This is a genomic window from Streptomyces sp. NPDC059010 (assembly GCF_042740355.1).
GTDB lineage: Bacteria > Actinomycetota > Actinomycetes > Streptomycetales > Streptomycetaceae > Streptomyces.
This window is the reverse complement of the sequence record NZ_JBHYJA010000026.1, coordinates 19,669-40,252: the sequence shown is the minus strand read 5'-3', so window position 1 is coordinate 40,252 and position 20,584 is coordinate 19,669. Positions and strand designations below refer to the sequence as shown.

The 20,584-nt window shown below is 71.1% G+C and carries 21 protein-coding genes and 1 riboswitch; of the genes, 11 read left to right on the top strand and 10 right to left on the bottom strand.

Annotation, left to right across the window (positions count from 1 at the left end; translation table 11 throughout):
• Positions 1–11 precede the first annotated feature (11 nt).
• Positions 12–158: riboswitch (SAM riboswitch) on the bottom strand.
• A 128-nt stretch (positions 159–286) separates the two neighbouring features.
• Positions 287–1,231, top strand: a complete 945-nt coding sequence (locus tag ACFWYS_RS26810; RefSeq protein WP_384773922.1) for a glucosyl-3-phosphoglycerate synthase — start codon at positions 287–289, stop codon at positions 1,229–1,231.
• A 119-nt stretch (positions 1,232–1,350) separates the two neighbouring features.
• Positions 1,351–2,802 carry a trehalose-6-phosphate synthase gene (locus ACFWYS_RS26805; protein WP_384773919.1) on the top strand — a complete coding sequence of 484 codons (1,452 nt, stop codon included), beginning with the start codon at positions 1,351–1,353 and terminating at the stop codon, positions 2,800–2,802.
• 12 nt (positions 2,803–2,814) lie between these two features.
• On the opposite strand, the gene otsB is transcribed toward ACFWYS_RS26805, so the two are convergent.
• The 3 genes from otsB to ACFWYS_RS26790 form a co-directional block, all read right to left on the bottom strand.
• Positions 2,815–3,678 carry a trehalose-phosphatase gene (gene otsB / locus ACFWYS_RS26800; RefSeq protein ID WP_384773917.1) on the bottom strand — a complete coding sequence of 288 codons (864 nt, stop codon included), beginning with the start codon at positions 3,676–3,678 and terminating at the stop codon, positions 2,815–2,817.
• A gap of 82 nt (positions 3,679–3,760) precedes the next feature.
• Complete coding sequence (locus ACFWYS_RS26795) at positions 3,761–4,006, bottom strand: DUF3263 domain-containing protein (RefSeq protein WP_384773914.1); 246 nt, start codon at positions 4,004–4,006, stop codon at positions 3,761–3,763.
• Between the two features lie 62 nt (positions 4,007–4,068).
• Entirely contained in the window at positions 4,069–5,307 is a 1,239-nt protein-coding gene (locus tag ACFWYS_RS26790; RefSeq protein WP_384773911.1) for an extracellular solute-binding protein, read from the bottom strand.
• 165 nt (positions 5,308–5,472) lie between these two features.
• Here ACFWYS_RS26790 and ACFWYS_RS26785 point away from each other — a divergent pair, with 165 nt between their 5' ends.
• The 3 genes from ACFWYS_RS26785 (at position 5,473) to ACFWYS_RS26775 (ending at position 8,761) form a co-directional block, all read left to right on the top strand.
• The gene (locus ACFWYS_RS26785; RefSeq protein WP_384773909.1) at positions 5,473–6,450 is read left to right on the top strand and encodes an ROK family protein; all 978 of its coding nucleotides are present in this window, start codon (positions 5,473–5,475) and stop codon (positions 6,448–6,450) included.
• Between the two features lie 131 nt (positions 6,451–6,581).
• Entirely contained in the window at positions 6,582–7,688 is a 1,107-nt protein-coding gene (gene nagA, locus ACFWYS_RS26780) for an N-acetylglucosamine-6-phosphate deacetylase (protein WP_384773906.1), read from the top strand.
• Between the two features lie 143 nt (positions 7,689–7,831).
• A complete protein-coding gene (locus ACFWYS_RS26775; RefSeq protein ID WP_384773903.1) occupies positions 7,832–8,761 on the top strand; it encodes a 1-phosphofructokinase family hexose kinase in 930 nt (309 codons plus the stop codon).
• Positions 8,762–8,764: 3 nt separating this feature from the next.
• Here the strand turns inward: ACFWYS_RS26775 and ACFWYS_RS26770 are convergent, their stop codons facing one another.
• Together ACFWYS_RS26770 and cdgB are read right to left on the bottom strand one after the other, a co-directional pair.
• Positions 8,765–9,724, bottom strand: a complete 960-nt coding sequence (locus ACFWYS_RS26770) for a CBM35 domain-containing protein (protein ID WP_384773901.1) — start codon at positions 9,722–9,724, stop codon at positions 8,765–8,767.
• Between the two features lie 119 nt (positions 9,725–9,843).
• Entirely contained in the window at positions 9,844–11,502 is a 1,659-nt protein-coding gene (gene cdgB, locus ACFWYS_RS26765; RefSeq protein ID WP_384773898.1) for a diguanylate cyclase CdgB, read from the bottom strand.
• A gap of 332 nt (positions 11,503–11,834) precedes the next feature.
• Here cdgB and ACFWYS_RS26760 point away from each other — a divergent pair, with 332 nt between their 5' ends.
• Positions 11,835–12,437 carry a flavin reductase family protein gene (locus ACFWYS_RS26760; RefSeq protein ID WP_384773895.1) on the top strand — a complete coding sequence of 201 codons (603 nt, stop codon included), beginning with the start codon at positions 11,835–11,837 and terminating at the stop codon, positions 12,435–12,437.
• 95 nt (positions 12,438–12,532) lie between these two features.
• Positions 12,533–13,015 (top strand): GNAT family N-acetyltransferase, encoded by a 483-nt coding sequence (locus tag ACFWYS_RS26755; protein ID WP_384773892.1) that lies wholly within the window; start codon positions 12,533–12,535, stop codon positions 13,013–13,015.
• 9 nt (positions 13,016–13,024) lie between these two features.
• On the opposite strand, the gene ACFWYS_RS26750 is transcribed toward ACFWYS_RS26755, so the two are convergent.
• On the bottom strand, positions 13,025–14,008 hold the full coding sequence (locus tag ACFWYS_RS26750) for a sigma-70 family RNA polymerase sigma factor (protein ID WP_384773889.1): 984 nt from the start codon (positions 14,006–14,008) through the stop codon (positions 13,025–13,027).
• Between the two features lie 96 nt (positions 14,009–14,104).
• Positions 14,105–14,542, bottom strand: a complete 438-nt coding sequence (gene arfB / locus ACFWYS_RS26745) for an alternative ribosome rescue aminoacyl-tRNA hydrolase ArfB (protein WP_384773886.1) — start codon at positions 14,540–14,542, stop codon at positions 14,105–14,107.
• Positions 14,543–14,702: 160 nt separating this feature from the next.
• Here arfB and ACFWYS_RS26740 point away from each other — a divergent pair, with 160 nt between their 5' ends.
• Together ACFWYS_RS26740 and ACFWYS_RS26735 are read left to right on the top strand one after the other, a co-directional pair.
• Complete coding sequence (locus ACFWYS_RS26740) at positions 14,703–15,278, top strand: TerD family protein (RefSeq protein ID WP_030050335.1); 576 nt, start codon at positions 14,703–14,705, stop codon at positions 15,276–15,278.
• A gap of 86 nt (positions 15,279–15,364) precedes the next feature.
• Entirely contained in the window at positions 15,365–15,892 is a 528-nt protein-coding gene (locus ACFWYS_RS26735) for a GNAT family N-acetyltransferase (RefSeq protein WP_384773883.1), read from the top strand.
• Positions 15,893–15,907: 15 nt separating this feature from the next.
• Here ACFWYS_RS26735 and ACFWYS_RS26730 read toward each other — a convergent pair whose 3' ends face one another.
• On the bottom strand, positions 15,908–17,299 hold the full coding sequence (locus tag ACFWYS_RS26730) for a M1 family metallopeptidase (RefSeq protein ID WP_384773880.1): 1,392 nt from the start codon (positions 17,297–17,299) through the stop codon (positions 15,908–15,910).
• Positions 17,300–17,368: 69 nt separating this feature from the next.
• On the opposite strand from ACFWYS_RS26730, the gene ACFWYS_RS26725 reads away from it, so the two are divergent.
• A complete protein-coding gene (locus tag ACFWYS_RS26725) occupies positions 17,369–17,869 on the top strand; it encodes a hypothetical protein (protein WP_384774165.1) in 501 nt (166 codons plus the stop codon).
• A 159-nt stretch (positions 17,870–18,028) separates the two neighbouring features.
• On the opposite strand, the gene ACFWYS_RS26720 is transcribed toward ACFWYS_RS26725, so the two are convergent.
• Positions 18,029–18,241, bottom strand: a complete 213-nt coding sequence (locus ACFWYS_RS26720) for a hypothetical protein (RefSeq protein WP_384773878.1) — start codon at positions 18,239–18,241, stop codon at positions 18,029–18,031.
• Between the two features lie 214 nt (positions 18,242–18,455).
• Positions 18,456–19,133, bottom strand: coding sequence for a pentapeptide repeat-containing protein (locus ACFWYS_RS26715; RefSeq protein WP_384773874.1), 678 nt, complete (start codon positions 19,131–19,133; stop codon positions 18,456–18,458).
• A 138-nt stretch (positions 19,134–19,271) separates the two neighbouring features.
• On the opposite strand from ACFWYS_RS26715, the gene ACFWYS_RS26710 reads away from it, so the two are divergent.
• On the top strand, positions 19,272–20,450 hold the full coding sequence (locus ACFWYS_RS26710; protein WP_384773871.1) for an FAD-dependent oxidoreductase: 1,179 nt from the start codon (positions 19,272–19,274) through the stop codon (positions 20,448–20,450).
• Positions 20,451–20,584: the final 134 nt, after the last annotated feature.

Below are 20,584 nucleotides of genomic sequence, written 5' to 3'. Positions count from 1 at the left end.
GAGGCCCTTTCTCCTCATCTTCCTCACGACGCATCTCGCCGTGAGACGGATTTGGCACCTTCCCTAGCCGGGAGCCTCACCACAACGACGTGGAAAGACCGGCTGGAGGGTTGCCGGGGCTTCATCGGGCCGTATCCCTCTGCCCCTCTGGATGAGCGGTATTCGGTTGTCAGTTCAATGACCTCGGACATGCGATGGTCACCGACGTTGCTCAAGACTGTAACCGAAGGCCAGGACAGTTGAGATAGTCGTCCGAACCGCGAGACACACGTGAGGAGCCGCCTACGTGCTGGAAGAAGTCGAGCGCTGGCTGAGCACCCGCTCCTGGTCCGTCACCGATCGCCCGCTGCATCAGATTCTCGCTGCCAAACAACGCACCGGCCAGTCGGTCTCCGTCGTGCTGCCCGCGCTCAACGAGGAGGAGACGGTCGGCGACATCGTGGCCGTCATCCGTCACGACCTCATGCACCAGGTTCCGCTGGTCGACGAGATCGTGGTCGTCGACTCCGGATCCACCGACCGTACCTCCGAGGTGGCCGCCGCGGCCGGGGCGCGGGTGGTGCACCGCGACGAGATCCTCCCCCGCGTCCCGGCCGTGCCCGGCAAGGGCGAGGTCCTGTGGCGCTCGCTGCTCGTCACGACCGGGGACATCGTCTGTTTCATCGACGCCGACCTGAAGGAGTTCTCCTCCGACTTCGTCTCCGGCATCGTCGGCCCGCTGCTCACCGACCCCGGGGTCGACCTGGTCAAGGCGATGTACGACCGCCCGCTCGGCGCCGCCGCCGGACAGGGCGGACGGGTCACCGAGCTGATGGCCCGCCCGCTGCTGAACATGCACTGGCCGCAGCTGGCCGGATTCGTGCAGCCGCTGGGCGGCGAGTACGCGGCCCGCCGCAGCCTGCTGGAACAGCTCCCGTTCCCCGTCGGATACGGCGTCGAGCTGGGCATGCTGGTCGACGCACTGCATCTGGTGGGTCTGGACGCGCTGGCCCAGGTGGACGTGGGGGTGCGCAAGCACCGGCACCAGGACGGGCAGGCGCTCGGCCGGATGTCGGCCGCGATCTACCGCACGGCCCAGCTGCGGCTGGCCCGCGGGCATCTGGTCCGGCCGTCGCTGACCCAGTTCGAACGGGGCGAGGACGGTTTCGAGCCGCGTACCTACTCCGTGGACACCGAGGAACGTCCGCCGATGGTGGAGATCGCCGAGTACGCGGCACGGAAGGTCGCGTAGCGGGTCGGGGGGACGGCCGGGTAAACGTGGGAAACCGGCCGTATACAGGGCGTAGAGGAGGCCCCCGGTGAGCGGAACCGTACGTTTGAGCGTTTCAGGGCCGGGCTAGGTTGAGGCGTATGGCTGCCACGCAGGATGCTCGGGGTACGCAGGACGCTGCCGCCAAGGTGCTGGTCGCGTCGAACCGCGGCCCGGTCTCGTACGCCGTGCGCGAGGACGGCTCGCTGCACTCCAAGAGGGGCGGCGGCGGAGTCGTCTCCGGACTGTCTGCCATCGGGCCGGACGCGGGCGCGCTCTGGGTGTGCTCGGCGCTCTCCGACGGCGACCGCGAGGCGGTCCGGCGCGGGGCGGGCGAGGAGGGCGTGCGCATGCTGCCCATCCCGGCCGACGTGCACGCGGACGCGTACAACGGCATCGCGAACTCGGTCCTCTGGTTCGTCCACCACATGCTCTACCAGACGCCGCTGGAGCCGGTCTTCGACGCGGAGTTCCGGCGGCAGTGGGCGTCGTACGAGACGTACAACCGCGCCTTCGCCGAGGCGCTGGCCGGGCAGGCGGCGCCGGGGGCGGCGGTGCTGGTGCAGGACTACCACCTGTGTCTGGTGCCGGGGATGCTCCGTGAGCTGCGCCCGGACCTGCGGATCGGCCACTTCTCGCACACGCCGTGGGCGCCGCCGGAGTACTTCCGGATGCTGCCGGACGACATCCGTTCGCAGCTGCTGCGGGGAATGCTCGGCGCGGACCGGCTGGGATTCCTCACCCGGCGGTGGGCGGACGCCTTCGAGGCGTGCTGTGCCCAGTTCACCGGCGGGCTCGGCGGTACCCGCATCGGGGTGCACGGGCTCGGGGCGGACGCGGACTTCCTGCGCAGGCGGTCGCACCAGGCCGACGTGGCCGAGCGGATGGCGGTGCTGCGGGGCGAGATCGGCACGGCCGCGGACGGGAGCGCCCGCCGGACCGTCGTACGGGTCGACCGGACCGAGCTGTCCAAGAACATCGTGCGCGGTCTGCTGGCCTACCGGCAGCTGCTCGACGACCACCCCGAGTGGCTCGAACGGGTGGTGCACGTGGCCTTCGCCTACCCCTCGCGGCAGGACCTCGCGGTGTACCGCGACTACACGGCCGAGGTGCAGCGGCTGGCGCAGGAGATCAACTCTGCCTACGGGACTCCGACTTGGACCCCGGTCGTGCTCCACGTCAAGGACGACTTCGCCCGCTCACTGGCCGCGTACCGGCTCGCGGACGTGGCCCTGGTCAACCCCATCCGGGACGGCATGAACCTGGTCGCCAAGGAAGTGCCGGTCGTCTCCGACGAGGGATGCGTCCTGGTGCTGTCGCGGGAGGCCGGAGCCTTCGAGGAACTCGGCGAGGACGCGATCGCCGTCAACCCGTACGACGTGATCGGCACGGCGGAGGCGCTGCACGAGGCGCTGTCCACGGGGCCGGAGGAGCGGGCGGAACGCTCGAAGCGGCTGGCCGCGGCGGCGACCGCGCTTCCCCCGGCCCAGTGGTTCCTGGATCAGTTGCGGGCGTTGGAGGAGGGGGCGGAGGCGGGGCCTCAGCCCGTGTGATCGGCGAGCGCCTCAGCCTGCGTGATCGGCGAGCGCCCGCAGTAGTCGTACGACCCCTGCGGGACCGTCGACCACGACGTCCGCCCGCTCCGACAGCTCGGTGACCTCCTCGCTGCCGCTGCAGACCAGGAGGCCGGGGGTTCCGTCGGTGCGGAGTTTGTCGACGGCGGCGTAGGCGGGGAGGTCGCCCAGGTCGTCGCCGGCGTAGAGGACGGACTCGGCGCCGAGTTCCCGGACGTACTCGCTCAGCGCGACGCCCTTGTCCATGCCGGGCGGGCGCAGCTCCAGGACCATGCGTCCGGGTTCGACGATCAGGCCGTTGCGGGTGGCGAGGTCGGTGAGGGGGGCGCGGAGGGCGTCGAAGGTGCCCTGAGGGTCGGCCGCGCGGCGCGTGTGCACGGCGAGGGCGTGTCCCTTGTCCTCGGTCCAGGTGCCGGTCGCGGCGTGGTGGGCGTCGAGGACGCCGGGGAGTTCGGCGCGGACGGCCGCGACACCGGGGTGCGGGTCGGGTGCGGTGACCTCGCCGCTGACGGCGTCCCAGCGCTCGGCGCCGTAGTGCCCGAGCACGACGAGGTGCTCCAGCCCCGGGGCCCCGGCGAAACCGCCGTACCGCACGGCGACGTCGGCCGGGCGCCCGGTGACCACCGCGACGGCGGCCACCTTGGGGGCGAGCGCCGCGAGGGCCGGGAGGGCGTCGGGATGGGCGCGGGACTGCTCCGGGTCCGCCACGATCGGCGCGAGCGTGCCGTCGAAGTCCAGCGCGACCAGCGCCCGCGCGGGGCGGGCGAGGAGGGCGGCGAGTCCGTCACGGCCGGGTTGGGTGGCCGGGGTCGGCAGAGCGTCGGCGGGGTCTGTCAGATCCTTGTGACTGGCCATACGGCGACCCTATCCAGGGAAGCGCGGACCTAGCCCTCGCTCATCTCTCCGCACTGGCTTCTCCCCACTCACCTCTCCGGACTCACCTCTCCCCCCGCCGGGTCTCCCGCACCCTCCGCAGCCGGTTCACCGTCACCGGGTCGTGGGCCAGGGCCCTCGGGTCGTCAAGGAGGGCGTTCAGCAGCTGGTAGTAGCGGACGGGGGCCAGGCCCAGTTCCTCGCGTATCGCGCGCTCCTTGGCGCCGGGGCCCGAAAAGCCCCGGCGTTCCAGAGCGAGGATGGCCTGCTCGCGGTCGGCGAGGGGCTGCTCGGGCCGGTTCTGGTTCATGTGCCGCACCGTAGCCTCCGCCACTGACAACCGACGGCTTGCTCCGCTACTCGTCCACTCGGCTACTCGGCGTTCTCCACCCGCGTCGCCGTCGACTGCAGCTGGCCCAGGATCGCCGACGGGCTGCCGCCGGCCGAGACCGTCTTGCCGATGCGCTTCTTGACGTCCGCACTGACCGCGGCCCAGGAGGTCCGGCCGACCGGGTAGAGCTCGGAGGCCGACAGCTGCTCCAGGAAGGGCTTCAGATCGGCGTCCTCCTTGGCCTCGGCCATCGCGCCGGACGCGGAGTTGGTGACGGGCAGCAGGTCGTACTCACGGGAGAAGTCCAGGACGTTGTCCTTGTCGTAGACGAAGTCGAGGAACTCGCCCACCTGCTCCGCATGGCCGTTCTGCTTGAACGCCATCATCCAGTCGGCCACGCCCATGGACATCTTGGTGGGCCCCTCCACCCCGGGCATCGGCACCATGCCGTACTTCACGCCCTTCTTCTCCGCCATCTGCATCAGGGACGGGTGCCCGTTGAGCATGCCGACGTCCCCGGCGGCGAAGGCGGAGAACGCGTCGGCCCGGTTGAGCTCGCCGGGCGCGACCGGACCGGTGAGCCCCTTGCCGACCAGGTCGTTCTTGAGCCAGTCGAAGGTGTCGACGTTCTCGGTGGAGTCGATGCTGTACGTGCCGAGGTCGGCGTCGGTGTAGCCGCCCCCGCCGCTGAGCAGCCACTGCATGGTCTCGGCCTGCGCCTCCTCGGGACCGAGCGGCAGCGCGTACGGGTACTTCACTCCCTGCGCCTTGAGCACCCCGGCGTCGGCGGCCAGCTGCTTCCAGGTCTTCGGCGCGGTGAGGCCGGCCTTCTCGAAGAGGGTCTTGTTGTAGAAGAGCAGCCGTGTGGAGGAGGCGAACGGAATGCCGTACTGCACCCCGTCGACCTGCCCCGCCTCCGCCAGCTGGGAGACGATGTCGGCCTGGACGGGTATGGAGAGAAGGTCGTCGGCCTGGTAGAGGAGGTCCTTCGCGGCGTAGTCGGCGTAGGCGCCGATCTGCGCCAGGTCCGGGGCCTCCCCGGCGTCGACCATCTTCTTGACCTCGGCGTCGACGTCGGTCCAGGAGTACACCGAGACGTCGACCGTCACACCGGGGTGCTCCGACTCGTATGCCTTGACCAGCTTGTCCCAGTACTTCTGGGAGCTGTTCGCGGGGCTGTCGCCGTAGTCGGCGGCCACCAGCTTCAGCGTCACCTCGTCGCCCGAACCGCCGGTCAGCCCGCAGCCGCCGAGAACCGCCGTCAGGCCCAGCGCGGACACCGCCGCGATCGTCGCCTTACGTCCTGTGCGTCTACGCCACAACACGCGAACCCGCCCCACACCCATACTCGAAACTTTCGAAACGTCATACATATTGCCCCCAATAGGTCTACACCACGTAAGTGGACTAGACCTCTCGCGGGTGCGCAAGACACACTGTCCCCCGTGAGACATGTCATCGCCCTCGATGTGGGCGGCACCGGGATGAAGGCCGCCCTGGCCGGAGCGAGCGGCGCTGTGCCGTGTGGGGGGACACCCCCCACACCCCCCCTCCTCCATCAGGCCCGCCGCCCGACCGGGCGCGAGCGCGGCCCGGACGCGGTCGTCGAGGGCATCCTCGACTTCGCCGCCGAGCTGAGCGCGTACGGCGAGCAGCACTTCGGCGAGCCCGCGGCCGCCGTCGGCCTCGCCGTCCCCGGCATCGTCGACGAGGAGCGGGGCATCGCCGCCTACGCGGCCAACCTCGGCTGGCGTGACGTACCCCTGCGCCGCCTGCTGTCCGAACGGCTCGGCGGCGTCCCCGTCGCCCTCGGCCACGACGTGCGCACCGGCGGTCTCGCCGAGGGCCGGATCGGCGCGGGCCAGGGCGCCGACCGCTTCCTCTTCGTGCCGCTCGGCACCGGCATCGCGGGCGCCATCGGCATCGACGGCCGGGTGGAGGCGGGTGCGCACGGCTTCGCGGGCGAGATCGGCCACATCGTCGTACGGCCGGGTGGGGCCCCCTGCCCTTGCGGACAGCGCGGCTGCCTGGAGCGGTTCGCGTCCGCCGCCGCGGTGAGCGAGGCATGGGCCGCCGCCTGCGGGGACCCGGAGGCGGACGCGGCCGACTGCGCCAAGGCGGTCGCGTCCGGCGACCCGAACGCCGTACGGATCTGGCAGGAGGCGGTGTCCGCCCTCGCCGACGGCCTGGTCACCGCCCTCACCCTGCTGGACCCCCGCACCTTGATCATCGGTGGCGGCCTGGCCGAGGCGGGGGAAACCTTGTTCACACCACTGCGGGACGCCGTCCGGCAGCGGGTCACTTTCCAGAAGCTGCCGTCCATCGTCCCCGCGGCGCTCGGGGACACGGCCGGTTGCCTGGGCGCCGGCCTCCTGGCCTGGGATCTCCTCGACCGAACCGACCGTACGGAGGTAACTCCCTGATGGCAGCCGACCTAGGGGCACGGGACAGCGCTGAATCTGCGGCTACCGCCGCGCGGGCGCGACCAGCCACAACGCACCCGCACCCCGCGACGGGCCAAGTCCCCCTCATCCTGTCCGGCGCCAACGTGGTCATGCCGACGGGAACGGTCAAAGAAGGCCAAGTGGTCGTCGACGGCACCCACATCACCGCCGCAGCCCCGGAGAACGCCCACCGCATCGACCTCACCGGCTACTACGTGGTGCCCGGCTTCGTAGACATCCACAACCACGGCGGCGGCGGAGCCTCGTTCACCTCAGGCACGCCGGACGACGTGGTCACCGGCATCCACACCCACCGCCTGCACGGCACCACCACCCTCGTCGCCTCCACCGTCACCGGCGACATGGACTTCCTGGCCCACCGCGCGGGCCTGCTGTCGGAGCTGGCCGAGCAGGGCGACATCGCCGGCATCCACTTCGAGGGCCCGTTCATCTCCCCGTGCCGCAAGGGCGCCCACTCCGAGCAGCTGCTGCGCGACCCCGACCCCGCGGACGTGCGCAAGCTGATCGACGCGGCGCGCGGCCACGCGACGATGGTCACCCTCGCCACCGAACTGCCGGGCGGCATCGACTCCGTACGCCTGCTGGCCGATCACGGCGTCATCGCGGCGATCGGGCACACGGACGCGACGTACGAGCAGACGGTGGAGGCGATCGAGGCAGGTGCGACGGTCGCCACGCACCTCTTCAACGCGATGCCGCCGCTCGGCCACCGCGAGCCGGGCCCGATCGCGGCACTCCTTGAGGACGAGCGGATCACGGTCGAGCTGATCAACGACGGCACCCATCTGCACCCGGCGTCCTTGCAGCTGGCGTTCCATCACGCGGGCGCGGACCGGGTCGCGTTCATCACGGACGCGATGGACGCGGCCGGCTTCGGCGACGGCCGCTACATGCTCGGGCCACTGGAGGTGGAGGTCGCCGACGGCGTGGCACGTCTCGTCGAAGGCGGCTCGATCGCGGGATCCACCCTCACCCTCGACCGCGCCTTCAAGCGGGCGGTGACGATCGACCGGCTTCCGGTCGAGGACGCGGTGGCCGCCCTGTCCGCCAACCCGGCCAGGCTGCTGGGCCGCTACGACCGCATCGGCTCGCTGGAGCCCGGCAAGGACGCCGACCTGCTGGTGCTGGACTCCGGGTTCGACCTCAAGGGCGTGATGCGCCGGGGCGAATGGGTGGTTGAGCCGCAACTGGGCTGATCTGTCCTGCTGTTGGGGGCGGCGGTTGTCCTGCGAGACTGGGACGGCCGCCGCCCTTTTGGCATGATCAAGGCCACCGGGCGGAGGGTCCGGCGGACAGACGGCGAACACATGCTGAATTTCTTCGGGGGAGGTCGGCCCGGGTGATCCTCACGGTCACACTGAACACCGCTCTCGACATCACCTACCGGGTACGGGCGCTGCGTCCGCACGCGTCCCACCGGGTCTCCGAGGTGACGGAACGCCCCGGCGGCAAGGGCCTGAACGTGGCCCGGGTGCTGGCGGCCCTCGGCCACGAGGTGACGGTCACCGGCTTCGCGGGCGGCGCGACGGGACGTGTCGTCCAGGATCGGCTGACGGCCACCCCCGGTGTGGTGGACGCGCTGGTCCCGGTGACGGGCGCGACCCGCCGCACGATCGCCGTGGTCGACGAACGGACCGGCGACACGACCCAGCTCAACGAACCCGGCCCGACGGTCACCCCCGCCGAGTGGTCCGCCTTCCAGGAGGCCTACGGCGACCTCCTCGCCTCCGCCTCCGCGGTGGCCCTGTGCGGCAGCCTGCCGCCGGGGGTGCCGGTGGGGGCGTACGCCACTCTGGTGCGCTCGGCGAAGGCCGCCGGGGTTCCGGTGCTCCTTGACACCGGCGGCGAGGCACTGCGCCGCGGCATCGCCGCCCGCCCGGACCTCATCAAGCCCAACGCCGACGAACTGGCCGAACTGACGGGCTCCCACGAGCCGCTCCGCGCCACGCAGGACGCGCGCAGACGGGGCGCCCGAGCGGTCGTAGCCTCCCTGGGCGCGCAGGGCCTCCTCGCGGTGACCCCCGAGGGCCGCTGGCGCGCCACCCCGCCCACCCGCCTCCACGGCAACCCGACGGGCGCGGGCGACTCGGCGGTGGCGGGCCTGCTGTCGGGGTGGGTGGAGCGACTGCCCTGGCCGGACCGCCTGGCCCGCGCCGCAGCGCTGAGCGCGGCAAGCGTCGTGGCGCCGGTGGCGGGCGAGTTCGACCGGAGGACGTACGAGGAGCTGCTGGGCCGGGTGGCGGTGACCGGAGAGGTCACCGCGGCCTGACGGCTACGACGACGACTTGACCCAGCCCTTGACCAGCCACATCTGGTCGAGGAGCGCGTCGCACTGGTTGCCCTGCTCGCACGAGATCTTGATCGTGTTCGTGCCCTTGTTGAGCTGGAGCCAGTTGTAGGTCTTCGTCCAGCCCTTCTCGTAGTCGCCCTCGGGGCCGCCCGCCCAGTTCTTCAGGTCGACCGGGCTGTCGGAGGCCGTGCCGTTGACGGTGAGGGTGGCGTTCTGGTCCTTGCCGGGGACGCTGTAGCCGACGAACACGGTGTACTTGCCGGACTTCGGGATGCCGCTGACGGTCCAGGTGACCGAGGAGCCGACCTGGTTGAAGCCGGCGACATAGATGCCGCCGTCAGCCTTGGCGCCCTTGATGTCGGACGCGGTGGCGGCCGTGCCGCCGAGGGCGAGGGCCTTGGCGTCGATCGTCGGCAGGTCCTCCTCGGCCGCCTGGCTGTTGCTGTTCGACGGGCTCGGCGCGCTGCTCTGCTGGGACTGCGTCGGCGTCGAGTCCGCCTTGCCGTCGGCCTTGTCCTTGTCGTCGTCGCCGCCCAGCATGGCCACGCTGATGCCGATGACGACCGCGGCGACGACCGCGATGGCGCCGATCAGCAGGCCCTTGGTGTTGGGGCCCCCACCGCGGCCCGCCCCGGACCCGCTGCCGCCGCTGTAGGACGGCTGCTGGGTGGTCTGGGCGCCGCCGGGCAGCGTCTCGGGCGCGGCGTAGTGGGCGTTCGGCTGGCCGTAGGCGCCCTGCTGTTGCGGTATCGGGGGCGCGGCCTGCTGCGGCTGGCCGTACTGGCGCTGCCCGACCGCTCTCACCCGGTTGACCGAGCCCGGGTAGCCGTAGCCCCCGCCACCCGACGGCGGCTGGGCTCCGTTGGCCTGCCCGTCGGCGTAGAGGTAGCCGAACGGGTCGTCGTCCTCGGGCGTACTCGCGCCGTTGTTGCCGGACGTCATCCCTTGGTACTCCTCACCAGGTGCGGGCGTTGCGGTATAGCCGGTCAGACTGGCGAGCCTACCCGCTCCCGCTGGCCCAAACAGGTGACTCAGACCGCATCAGCTCGCTGACCTGGGATTCACCCCGCGCGTCTGTGTTGTTTGGGACGAGATCGTTTCTCTACGTACATCCGCTCGTCGGCGGACTTCAACACTTCGTCCGCGGTCATGCCGCAGTGTGCCCACCCGATCCCGAAGCTGGCGCCGACGCGGACCGCCCGGCCCTCGGCCCGGATGGGCTGGATGATCTCGTTGCGAAGGCGTACGGCGAGGTCCTCGGCGTCGGCCCGGCCGAGTCCGTCGGCGAGGATCACGAACTCGTCGCCGCCGAGCCGGGCGACGGTGTCGCCGTCGCGGACCTGGCGGGTCAGCCGCCGGGCGACCTCGATGAGAACCGCGTCACCCGCGTTGTGCCCGAACCGGTCGTTGATCGACTTGAAGCCGTCGAGGTCGCAGAAGAGCACCGCGAGCCCCTTGGAGCCGTCGTCGCGCTCGCTCTCGTCCGGGGCGACGGTGTGGACATGGTGGTCGTAGCCGTCGAACGCCGCCGCGGCCGGCCGGAAGTCGAAGCCGTGGCCGTTGGCGTCGTACACGGCGGGGTGGCCGTAGGCCGCGTCGGTGGACTCCAGGGCGCCCGCGTGGGCGGGGCGCTTGCACAGCCGGGCGGCCAGGCGGGCGCGCAGCTCGGCGGAGTTCGGCAGTCCGGTGAGGGAGTCGTGGGAGGCGCGGTGGGCGAGCTGGAGCTCGCGGCGCTTGCGGTCCTCTATGTCCTCGACGTGGGTGAGCAGGAAACGGGGCCCGTCGGCGGCGTCCGCGACGACGGAGTTGCGCAGGGAGACCCAGACGTATGTGCCGTCGCGGCGGCCGAGGCGGAGTTCCGCGCGGCCTCCCTCGGCCGAGGTGCGCAGCAGCGTGCCGATGTCCTCGGGGTGGACGAGGTCGGAGAAGGAGTAGCGGCGCATGGCGGAGGCCGGGCGGCCGAGGAGCCGGCAGAGCGCGTCGTTGGTCCTGAGGATCCGGCCGTGCTGGTCGCCGCCCATCTCGGCGATGGCCATGCCGGAGGGGGCGTACTCGAAGGCCTGCCTGAAGCTTTCCTCACTGGCGCGCAGGGCCTGCTGATCACGCTCCAGCCTGACCAGTGCCCGCTGCATATTCGCGCGTAGACGTGCGTTGCTGATGGCGATCGCCGCCTGGAACGCGTACATCTGGAGCGCCTCGCGCCCCCATGCGCCCGGCAGCCGGCCGTTGCGCGGCCGGTCCACGGACAGGACGCCGATCAGCTCGCCGCATGCGCCGCCCTGCACGCCGGGCGTGTACATCGGCGCGAAGAGGCGGTCGGAGGGGTGCCACTCGTCCTCGAAGCGGGGCGCGGGCCCGTCGGTGTACCACTGCGGGACGTCGTCGTCGTCGAGGATCCAGCCCTCGGTGTGCGGGATGAACACCAGGTCGCCCCAGTGCCGCCCCATGCTCAGCCTGCGCTCCCAGGAGTCGCGGGAGCCGACGCGGCCGGTGATCAGGGCCTCGGCGGCGGGGTTGCCGGCGAAGGCTGCGACGACGAGGTCGCCGTCGGGGCGTACGAGATTGACGCACGCGAGCTCGTAGCCGAGGCCGGTCACGACGCCGTCGGCGACGGTCTGTAGTGTGTCCGCCAGGCTACGGGCCGTGTTCATGTCAGCCATGACCTGGTGCAGCTGTCGCAGGGTCGCAAGACGGACATACGGCTCCGACTCGGTCTCCACGCTCGCCCTCCCCCCGAGACCTCGCAGCGAATCAAGGGTTCTACTTCGGCGTAACTTCCCTTGCTAGTTCCCCGCCACTGAATCACAGCGCGCTGCTCACTCGGTACACAGGGTCAACAATTAATGGCCCTTGTGACTCAAGTCACAGGTAAACGTGAACAATTGAGCGGTGTTTCTGCGTTTTTCCTGTGTGTTTCCTGAACGCAAACTTTGTGCGTGTGTGGAGACCGAAGTCTGCCGGAACTCCGTGGGAAGTCCGTCGGGAGTCCTAGGTCCGGTCTCGGCCCTCGGCCCGATGTGCCGGATGCGGGACCGACACTAGCGTTTCCGGCGTGCCGAACACTTCCCCTCCCCCCGCAGCGCCCGTGACCGCCGTCCTCCCCGCCTCCCGGAGCGCCTCCGGGCATGCTGTGGGAGTGAGCAACGACGAGTTCCGTGCCGCGATGTCACGACTGGCCGCGGGTGTGGTCCTGGTGACCGCGCTGGAGCCGCCGCTGGACCCCGACGACCCGCACGCCCCGGCCGGCGAGGACGTCGGCATGACGGCGACGGCCTTCATGTCGGTGTCCCTGGACCCGCCATTGGTGCTGGTCAGCCTGCGTGACGGCTCCCGCATGGACGATCTGCTCGCCGAACAGCCGCTGTGGGCGGTCTCGGTGCTCTCCGAGAGCCAGCGCCACATCGCGGGCCGCTTCGCCATGAAGGGCCGCGTCAGCGACCGGCTGCTGTTCGCCGACATCCCGTACGTCCGCGGCAGGGAGACCGGCGCCCCGCTGGTGGGCGGCGCCCTGGCCACCCTGGAGTGCCGCACCGAGCAGCGGGTGACGGCCGGTGACCACACTCTGGTGATCGGCCGTGTCCTGTCGGCCTCGCTGCCGAGCTCGGACGGAGGACCGTTGACGTATTTCCGCGGGCGTTACCGGCAGTTGGGATGAAGCACCGTCCGGGATGAACCCGCGGTGCCCGCAACGGCACGTCACGCACACAATTCCCGTGGCGGTCGGCCGATCACCCGCTTTACCGTTCCGGGATGACGTCGACCACTTCCGCGCCCCGCCTCGAAAAGATCACACCCGTGAACTTCGAGGCCGCGACCGGCATACGCGTACGCCCCGAGCAGGAATTCGCGGTCTCCCCCGTGATGCAGTCCCTCGCCGAGGCGTATGTCCATCCCGAGGGCGTCGCCTGGCCGCGTCTGATCGTCGACGGCGACCGTCCGGTCGGCTTCCTGATGGCCTTCCTCGACATCGACTGGCCCGGCGACGGCGGCACCCTCCGGCGCTCCGGGCTGTGGCGCCTGAACATCGCCGCCGGCGAACAGGGGCGCGGATACGGCCGGTTCGCGGTCGAGTCCGTCGCCGCGGAGATCCGCCGCCGGGGCGGCAGCCGGCTGTACGTCACCTGGCACCCGGGCGCGAACGGCCCCGAGGACTTCTACCTCGGGCTCGGCTTCCGCCCCAACGGGGAGACGAGCGAGGGGGAGACGGTGGGGGTGTTGGAGCTCGGCGACTAGACCGGGCCCTTAGACCGGCCCGTGGATCGGGCCGACGTCGAGCCGGGACAGCCGCGCGGGGTCCGTCACGATGTCGATCACGGCGATCCGGTCGCTTACGAACGCAAACTTCAGCGCCCGTTCCATCCGCCCCGCGACCAGCACCACGACCCCCGCCGCGCCGTCGATCAGCGCGTGCCCGCAGACCAGGGCGGGCCGTGCGGTGAGGGCGGCCGATCCGAACGTCGACGCGCCCCGCGCCACCGCCGCCGCGCCGGTCGTCACCCCGGCCTCCGAACGCGCGACGACGTCCGGGTCCAGGACGTCGAGCAGCCCGTCGAAGTCACCGTCCCGCGCGGCGGCGAGGAAGGCACCGACGATCTCCCGCTGCCTGCGCTGCCCGGCCGCGCCGGTCTCCGGCACCTCCGCGCCCCGCACCCGTCGACGGGCCCGGCTGGCGAGCTGACGCGCGGTGGCCGGCGTACGGTCCACGACGGCTCCCACCTCGTCGTAGGACACCCCGAACAGGTCGTGCAGCACGAACGCCAGCCGTTCGGAGGGCGTCAGGGTGTCCAGTACGACGAGGAGGGCGACGCCGACCGAGTCGGCGAGGAGGGCGTCCTGCTCGGGATCGGTCGCGGTTGCGGAAGCGAAGGAAAGGGCGGCCGGACGGTCGGGCGGGGGCGCCGCGGGGTCCAGGGGCAGTTCCGCGCGGGACCTGCGGGAGCGGAGCATGTCCAGGCAGACCCGGCCGACGACGGTCGTCAGCCAGCCGCCGAGGTTGTCGACGCGGGTGGTGTCGGACCGGCTCACCCGGAACCAGGCCTCCTGCACCGCGTCATCGGCCTCGGCGGCCGAGCCGAGCATGCGGTGGGCGACGGCACGGAGGTGACCGCGGTGCGTCTCGAAACGCCGGGCGAGGAAGTCGGCCTCGTGGGTGGGGTGGCCGTCGCTGTGGTGGAGGCCGTCGGTGGGGTGGGGGTCCTCGGTGTGGTGGGGGTCGTCGGCGCTCATCTGTGGCAGCCTCTCGTCGCGGTCCGTCGTCAACGGCTTGACGGATGGCGCGGCGAAGATGTGACAGCCGAGCTCCTCCGGAGTCACCCCCGGTCGTTATCCCCAGTCCCGCCCGGACCGTCCCCGCTTGGTGTCCGACCGCTGCTTCTTCTCCCTCAGCCGCCGCTCGTTGATCCCACGGGGAATCCGGGTGGGCTTGCGCGGCTTGGGTGGCGGGGCCGTCGCCTCGGCGAGGAGCGCGGCCAGGCGTACGGCGGCGGTCTCGCGGTTGCGCCACTGGGAGCGGTGCTCGGAGGCGCGGACGGTGACGACACCGTCGACCAGCCGCCCGGCCAGCCGCTGCAGCGCCCGCTGCTTCCACACCTCGGGCAGCGACTCGGTGCCGGCCACGTCGAACCGCAGCTCGACCTGGGAGTCACTGGTGTTGACGTGCTGGCCGCCCGGACCGCTCGACCGCGAGAAACGCCACATCAGCTCGGCCTCGGGGAGCGAGACGGAGCCACGGATGACGTAGGGACCAGACATGCCGTCCATGTTCCCGCGTCTGTCCGGTCCACGTCACGCGAATATCCCCTCAGAGTGCTCTTTGGCAAAGAAAGTAAAGACACATGGAACTTGAGGCACCCCTCTCTGCGTTCATAGGGGTAGCTGTAGCTTCTAGCCGTACCGCAACGAGGGAAGGGACTCCCAAACAATGGCTGTAAGCCTGTCCAAGGGTGGCAACGTCTCGCTCACCAAGGAGGCTCCGGGCCTGACCGCCGTCACCGTGGGCCTCGGCTGGGACGTCCGCACCACCACCGGCACGGACTTCGACCTCGACGCCTCGGCGATCGCGGTCAACCCCACGGGCAAGGTCTACTCGGACGCCCACTTCGTCTTCTTCAACAACAAGCAGACGCCGGACAGCACGATCGTCCACACCGGTGACAACCGCACCGGCGAGGGCGCCGGCGACGACGAGGCGATCAACGTCAACCTCGCCGGCCTCCCGGCCGACGTCGACAAGATCGTCTTCCCGGTCTCGATCTACGACGCGGAGAACCGCTCGCAGAACTTCGGCCAGGTCCGCAACGCCTACATCCGCATCGTCAACCAGGCCGGCGGCGCCGAGATCGCCCGCTACGACCTGTCGGAGGACGCGGCCACCGAGACCGCCATGGTCTTCGGCGAGCTGTACCGCAACGGCGCCGAGTGGAAGTTCCGCGCGGTCGGCCAGGGCTACGCCTCGGGCCTCGTGGGCATCGCGCAGGACTTCGGCGTCAACGTCTGATCCGACGCCATCCAGCACTGGAACCCCTGGCTTCGGCCGGGGGTTCCCGCGTTCTGCGTGGCAGGGGCCTTCGATAGGTTGCCCGAATGATCCTCGACCCGCTCCCCCTCACCCCCGACCACGACATCCCGGCCCCGGTCCTCACCGAACTCACCGCCCTCTACGCCTCCAACCGCGACTTCCACGCGCTCAGCGGCGACTTCCCGGACCCGGAGGACATCCGCCCGGAGCAGGTGGCCGCCGCGCTGGCCGAGGAGTTGCGGGTGCCCGGGGCGGAGGTGCTGCTCGCGCGCAGCGCCGGGCAGCTGGTCGGAATCGTGATCACGCTGGACCGGCACCCCGACCCGTCCGACCCGGACCCCTGGATCGGCCTGCTGATGGTGGACGCGGGCGCCCAACGCCAGGGGCACGGACGCCGGTTGGCCGCCCTCGTCGAGGACCGCTTCCGTACGGCGGACCGCACCGCCGTACGCCTCGCCGTCCTCGACAACAACCCCGACGCCCTCACCTTCTGGACGGCCCTCGGCTACGAGACCATCGGCTACGGAAGAGACCGCGAACTCGACCGCGCCTGCACGGTCCTGCGCAAGGAGCTCACCGCGGATCCGACGTGAGGGACGGGGCCGCCGTCACGCCTCGTCCGGCTTGCCGTCCCCGTACAGCCAGTCCTCCCAGATCGCGTCGAAGTCCTCGTCCGGCGCCATCTTCTCCACGTACGCCGTGAAGTCGTCGGTGTCCGCGTTGCCGTGGCGGTGGGCCTTGGTCCAGCCCTGGACGATGTCGTAGAAGGTGTCGTCGCCGACGGTCTGGCGGATCTTGTGGATGACCATCGCGCCACGCTCGTAGACGGGGTGGTTGGAGATGCTCTCGGCGTCGGTCGGCTTCGCGGGCGGGAAGGACCAGATGTCCTCGTAGTCGTCCTCGCCGTGGTCGTACCGGGCGTCGAAGGTCTCCTGGGCGCTGTCGCCGCCGTGGTCCTCGTCCCACAGCCACTCGGCGTAGGTCGCGAAGCCCTCGTTCAGCCACATGTCCTGCCAGGTCTTCGGCGTCACGGAGTTGCCGAACCACTGGTGGGCGAGTTCGTGGACGAGTGTTTCGGTGTCGGGGGTGCCGGGGAAGACGGGGCGGTTCTGGGTCTCCAGGGCGTATTTGGCGGCATTCGCGCGGTCGATGATCGCGCCCGTGGAGGAGAAGGGGTACGGGCCGAAGTTGTCCTCGGCCCAGTCCATGATCTCGGGGATCCGGGCGATGGCCTTGCGGCCGGGGCCGTCCTGGTCCGGTGTCACGGCCGCGTACACGGGCAGGCCGCTGTCGGTGGTAGAGCGTTGGATGACGTAGTCGCCGACGGCGAGCGTGGCGAGGTAACTGGCCATCGGTTCGGAGGTGCGCCAGTGGAAGGTCATCCGGCCGTCGCGGGGCGTGCGGTTCAGCAGCTCGCCGTTGGAGACCGCCTCGAACCCCTCCGGCACGCTCACCTCGATGTCGTACGACGCCTTGTCGGAGGGGTGGTTGTTGGCGGGGAACCAGGCCATGGACCCGACCGGCTCGCCGAGCGCGAGCGCCCCGGCCTCGGTCGGCAGCCAGCCCTCCTTGGAGCCGTCGGCGTCGGTGATCGTCGCCGGGGTGCCGGAGTAGCGGACGGTGACGCGGAAGGTCTCGCCGTCGGCGAGGTCGTCGTGGGGGCGGACGGTCAGCTCCTGCCCGGCGCGGTTCCAGCGGGCGCTCTTGCCCTCGACCTTGACGTCCTTGACGTCCATCCCCTTGAGGTCGAGGTCGAAGGCGGAGAGGTCCTGGGTGGCGCGGGCGGTGAGCGTGGCGGTGCCGGAGACGTGCTCCTCCTCGGGCTCGTAGGCGAGATCGAGGTCGTAGTGGGTGACGTCGTAGCCGCCGTTGCCGGCCTTGGGGAAGTACGGGTCGCGCAGTCCGGAGGATCCGGGGGTGCCCTGGACTCCGCTGTCGCACGCGGTGAGGACGAGCAGGGCGGAGGCGACGGTCAGGGCAACGGGCGCGAATCGGGACATGCCATGATCCTATGAGGCGCCTCCACACCGGCGCGGGGACTCCGGGTGAGACGTGACACCATCACCTCCGTGCTCGACATCGGCTACGCCCTCTCCACCCGCTTCCCGGACCCCCCGCAGACGGACTACCGCCGCGCGGACGTCCGCGCCCTGCGGCACGACCTGTTCTGCGGAGACGTCTACCTCGCCGACACCAAGGCGGACCGGGAGTTGTCCACAGCCTGGGGATGGGTGCCGGTGCTCGACTTCGCCTGGGCGCTGTGCGACATCACCGAGCGGCTGGACCGGGATCCGGCCGGCTCCCGCGCCTCCCGCCCCCAGCACGCCGAACTGGACTTCACCGAGTCCACGGACCGCATGCTCTTCGAGCGCCGCTTCGGCTGGGTGGACATCGAGGCGGACTGGATGCCCGCCGAGGAGGCCCCGCTGTCCTTCTCGCACAGCGAACTGCGCCGCGAGGCCCGGGACTTCCTGCACGACCTGATCGCCGACCTGATCGACCTGCACGAGGACCTGGGCGAGAACCCGGCCATCTGGACACTCCAGGCCCGCTATCCCCGGGTGTCGTGAACCGGGAGGCGTGAGCCCGGTGTCGTAAGCCGTAAGCCCTGAGCCCGGAGCCCGTGCCTTCGGCGGAGGGCGCTGCCTCAGCCGGTGCCCGCATACGACAACGCCGACCCCCAAGACCGTCCCAGGTCCTGAAAGCCGGCGTCACACGGTTCCGGTGGCTCAGCCGCCGTTGACCGGACCGAGCTCGATGTCCGACACCGAGAGGCTGAGCGACTTCACCGAACCGCCGGTCAGGACGGGCAGGCCGTTCGGGCCCTGCTCGAACGTGGCGGTCAGGCCCTCCACGGAGCCGCTGACGGAGAGACCGCCCGCGACGTTGTCGAGCTCGGTGTCGGCTATCTCACGGGTCTCGATGCGCGAGGTGTTGCTCATGCTGATGAGCGTCCTTCTTCTCTGGTGGATGGGGCACACTGCGTGGCGGCGCACTGCGGCGGGAATCCCATGCCCCATGCATGACTCCCGCCATGCCTGGATCGAAGCACGCCCGGGCAGGGCGCGGGCACTCGAACGCCTGCCCCTCTACGCACCGTTCACAGCATGGGCCAAGCGCGTCCTTCACCCTCGTAGGCCCTCCACCGATCGGCCTTCATCCCTCCACCCGGATTCCCAGCTGCGCCGCCAACACCGGTGCCAGATCGAGCAGTTGGCCCGAACTGATCACCGCGCCCGACAGCCGGTCCACACCCCGCACGATCTCCAGCTCCGCCGCCGCCCGCAGATCGACGTCCGTCAGCGTGGCACCGGTGAGGTCCACCCCCTTCAGCGCGCAGTCCACGAACTCCACCCGCTCCAGCCGGGCGCCCCCGAAGTCCGGCTCCAGCAGGACGCAGCCCTCGAAGACCACGTCTCTGAGCTTCGCCTTGCGCAGGTTGAGGTAGTCGATCTTGCCGCCCCGGATCAGCACCCGCTCCAGCACGGCGCCGTGCAGCTGCACCCCGCCCAGCCGGGCGTCCACCAGCTCCACATCGCGCAGATTCGACTCGGCGAGGTCGGTGCCGACGCCCCGTAGGCCGGTGAGGACGGAGTCGAGGATCCGGGCGTGCCGCAGTCTCGTCTCGTCCAGGGCGCAGCCCCGCAGCGCGCAGTCCATGAAGCGGGCGCCCGCGCCGTCCTGCCCGACGAGCTCCTCCTCCCGGAACTCCAGCCCGTCGTAGTCCCCGTCCGGCTCCAACTCCCCGTCCCGGAAGGGCTCCAGCGGCGGCAGCCGCACCTCGGGCCGCCGCGCACCCTTCACGCCGCCCTGACCCATCACTTTCTTCGCCATGCCCCCATGCTGCACCCGGCCACTGACAATCAACGTGACCTGCGGAAACACCGCCGATGTCACATTCCGGGTGCCCGGACCGTCGTACTCACAAAGAAGGCAAGAAGGCGACCCCGAGCAAGAGGGAGACCCCCAGCCATGCACCGCATCACCGTCATCGGCGGCGGCTTCGCCGGACTCACCGCGGCCATCACCGCCGCCGAGGCGGGCGCCAAGGTCACCGTGTACGAGGCCCACCACACCCTCGGCGGGCGGGCCCGGACCGCCGAGGGGCCGTACCGGACGAACGACGGACCGCACGCCCTGTACAACGGCGGCCCGCACTGGGCCTGGCTCAGGCAGCGCGATCTGATCGGCCCGCTGGCGCCGATCCCGCCCCTGGAGGCGGCCCGGCTGCGGCTGCGGCACCGGGGCGTGCTGCGCCGCACCCCGCCGTTCGCCATGCTCAAGCTGCTGCGGCCCGCCCTGCCCGCGGCGCCCGTCGACGTCGACTTCCTGACCTGGGCCACCAGTATCGCCGGTGAGGAGGGCGCCCGTGCCGCCGCGCACTACTCCGCCGTCGCCCTGTTCCACCACGATCCCGGCGCCCTGTCCGCCGCGTTCGTGCGGGAGCGGCTGCGACGGGCCACCAAGCTGCCGCCGGAGGCGCACTATCCGCGGGGCGGGTGGGCGAGCGTCATCGACCGGATGGCGGCGCGGGCCTGGAACCTCGGGGTCCGGATGGAGACCCTCTCCCGCGTCGACAGCCTGGACGACCTCGACGGCCCGGCGACCGGCGCGCCCGTCGTCGTAGCCACCTCCCTCGACGCCGCCCGCCGTCTCCTCAAGGACGACTCGCTGACCTGGACGAGCGGCCGTACGGCACTCATCGACCTCGCGGTGCGCACCCGGCGCGGGGACGCCTTCGTCGTCTCCGACCTGGACGAGACCGGGTGGCTGGAGCGGTTCACCGCACAGGACCGGTCCCTCGCGCCGGCCCGGGAGCAGCTGATCCAGGGTCAGATCCCGATCGCCCCGCACGAGTCCAAAGGCGACGGCATCGCCCGCGCCGAGCAGCTGCTCGACCTCGGCTTCCCGGGCTGGCGCGAGCGCGTCACCTGGCGGCGCGAGGCTCTCGCGAACGGCCGTACCGGCGCCGTCGACCTGCCCGGCACCAGCTGGCGGGACCGTCCGGCCGTGGACCGGGGCGACGGGGTCTATCTGGCGGGCGATCAGGTCGCCGCCCCCGGTGTGCTGTCCGAGGTCTCCTTCAACAGCGCGCTCACGGCCGTGTCCCTGGCCCTCGGCCGGCACGCCCTTGACCTCAAGCAAGCTTGAGGTTGCAGCATCTTTCAGTCGCCTCCGGCGAGGGGGGGGGGGCGGCGCGGCCGGCCGCAGAGCCCAACAGATGGGGCGGCCCCACCACCGCGAAGCCCGCCCACCCCAGCGCGCCGGCCGCGAGACTCACCGAA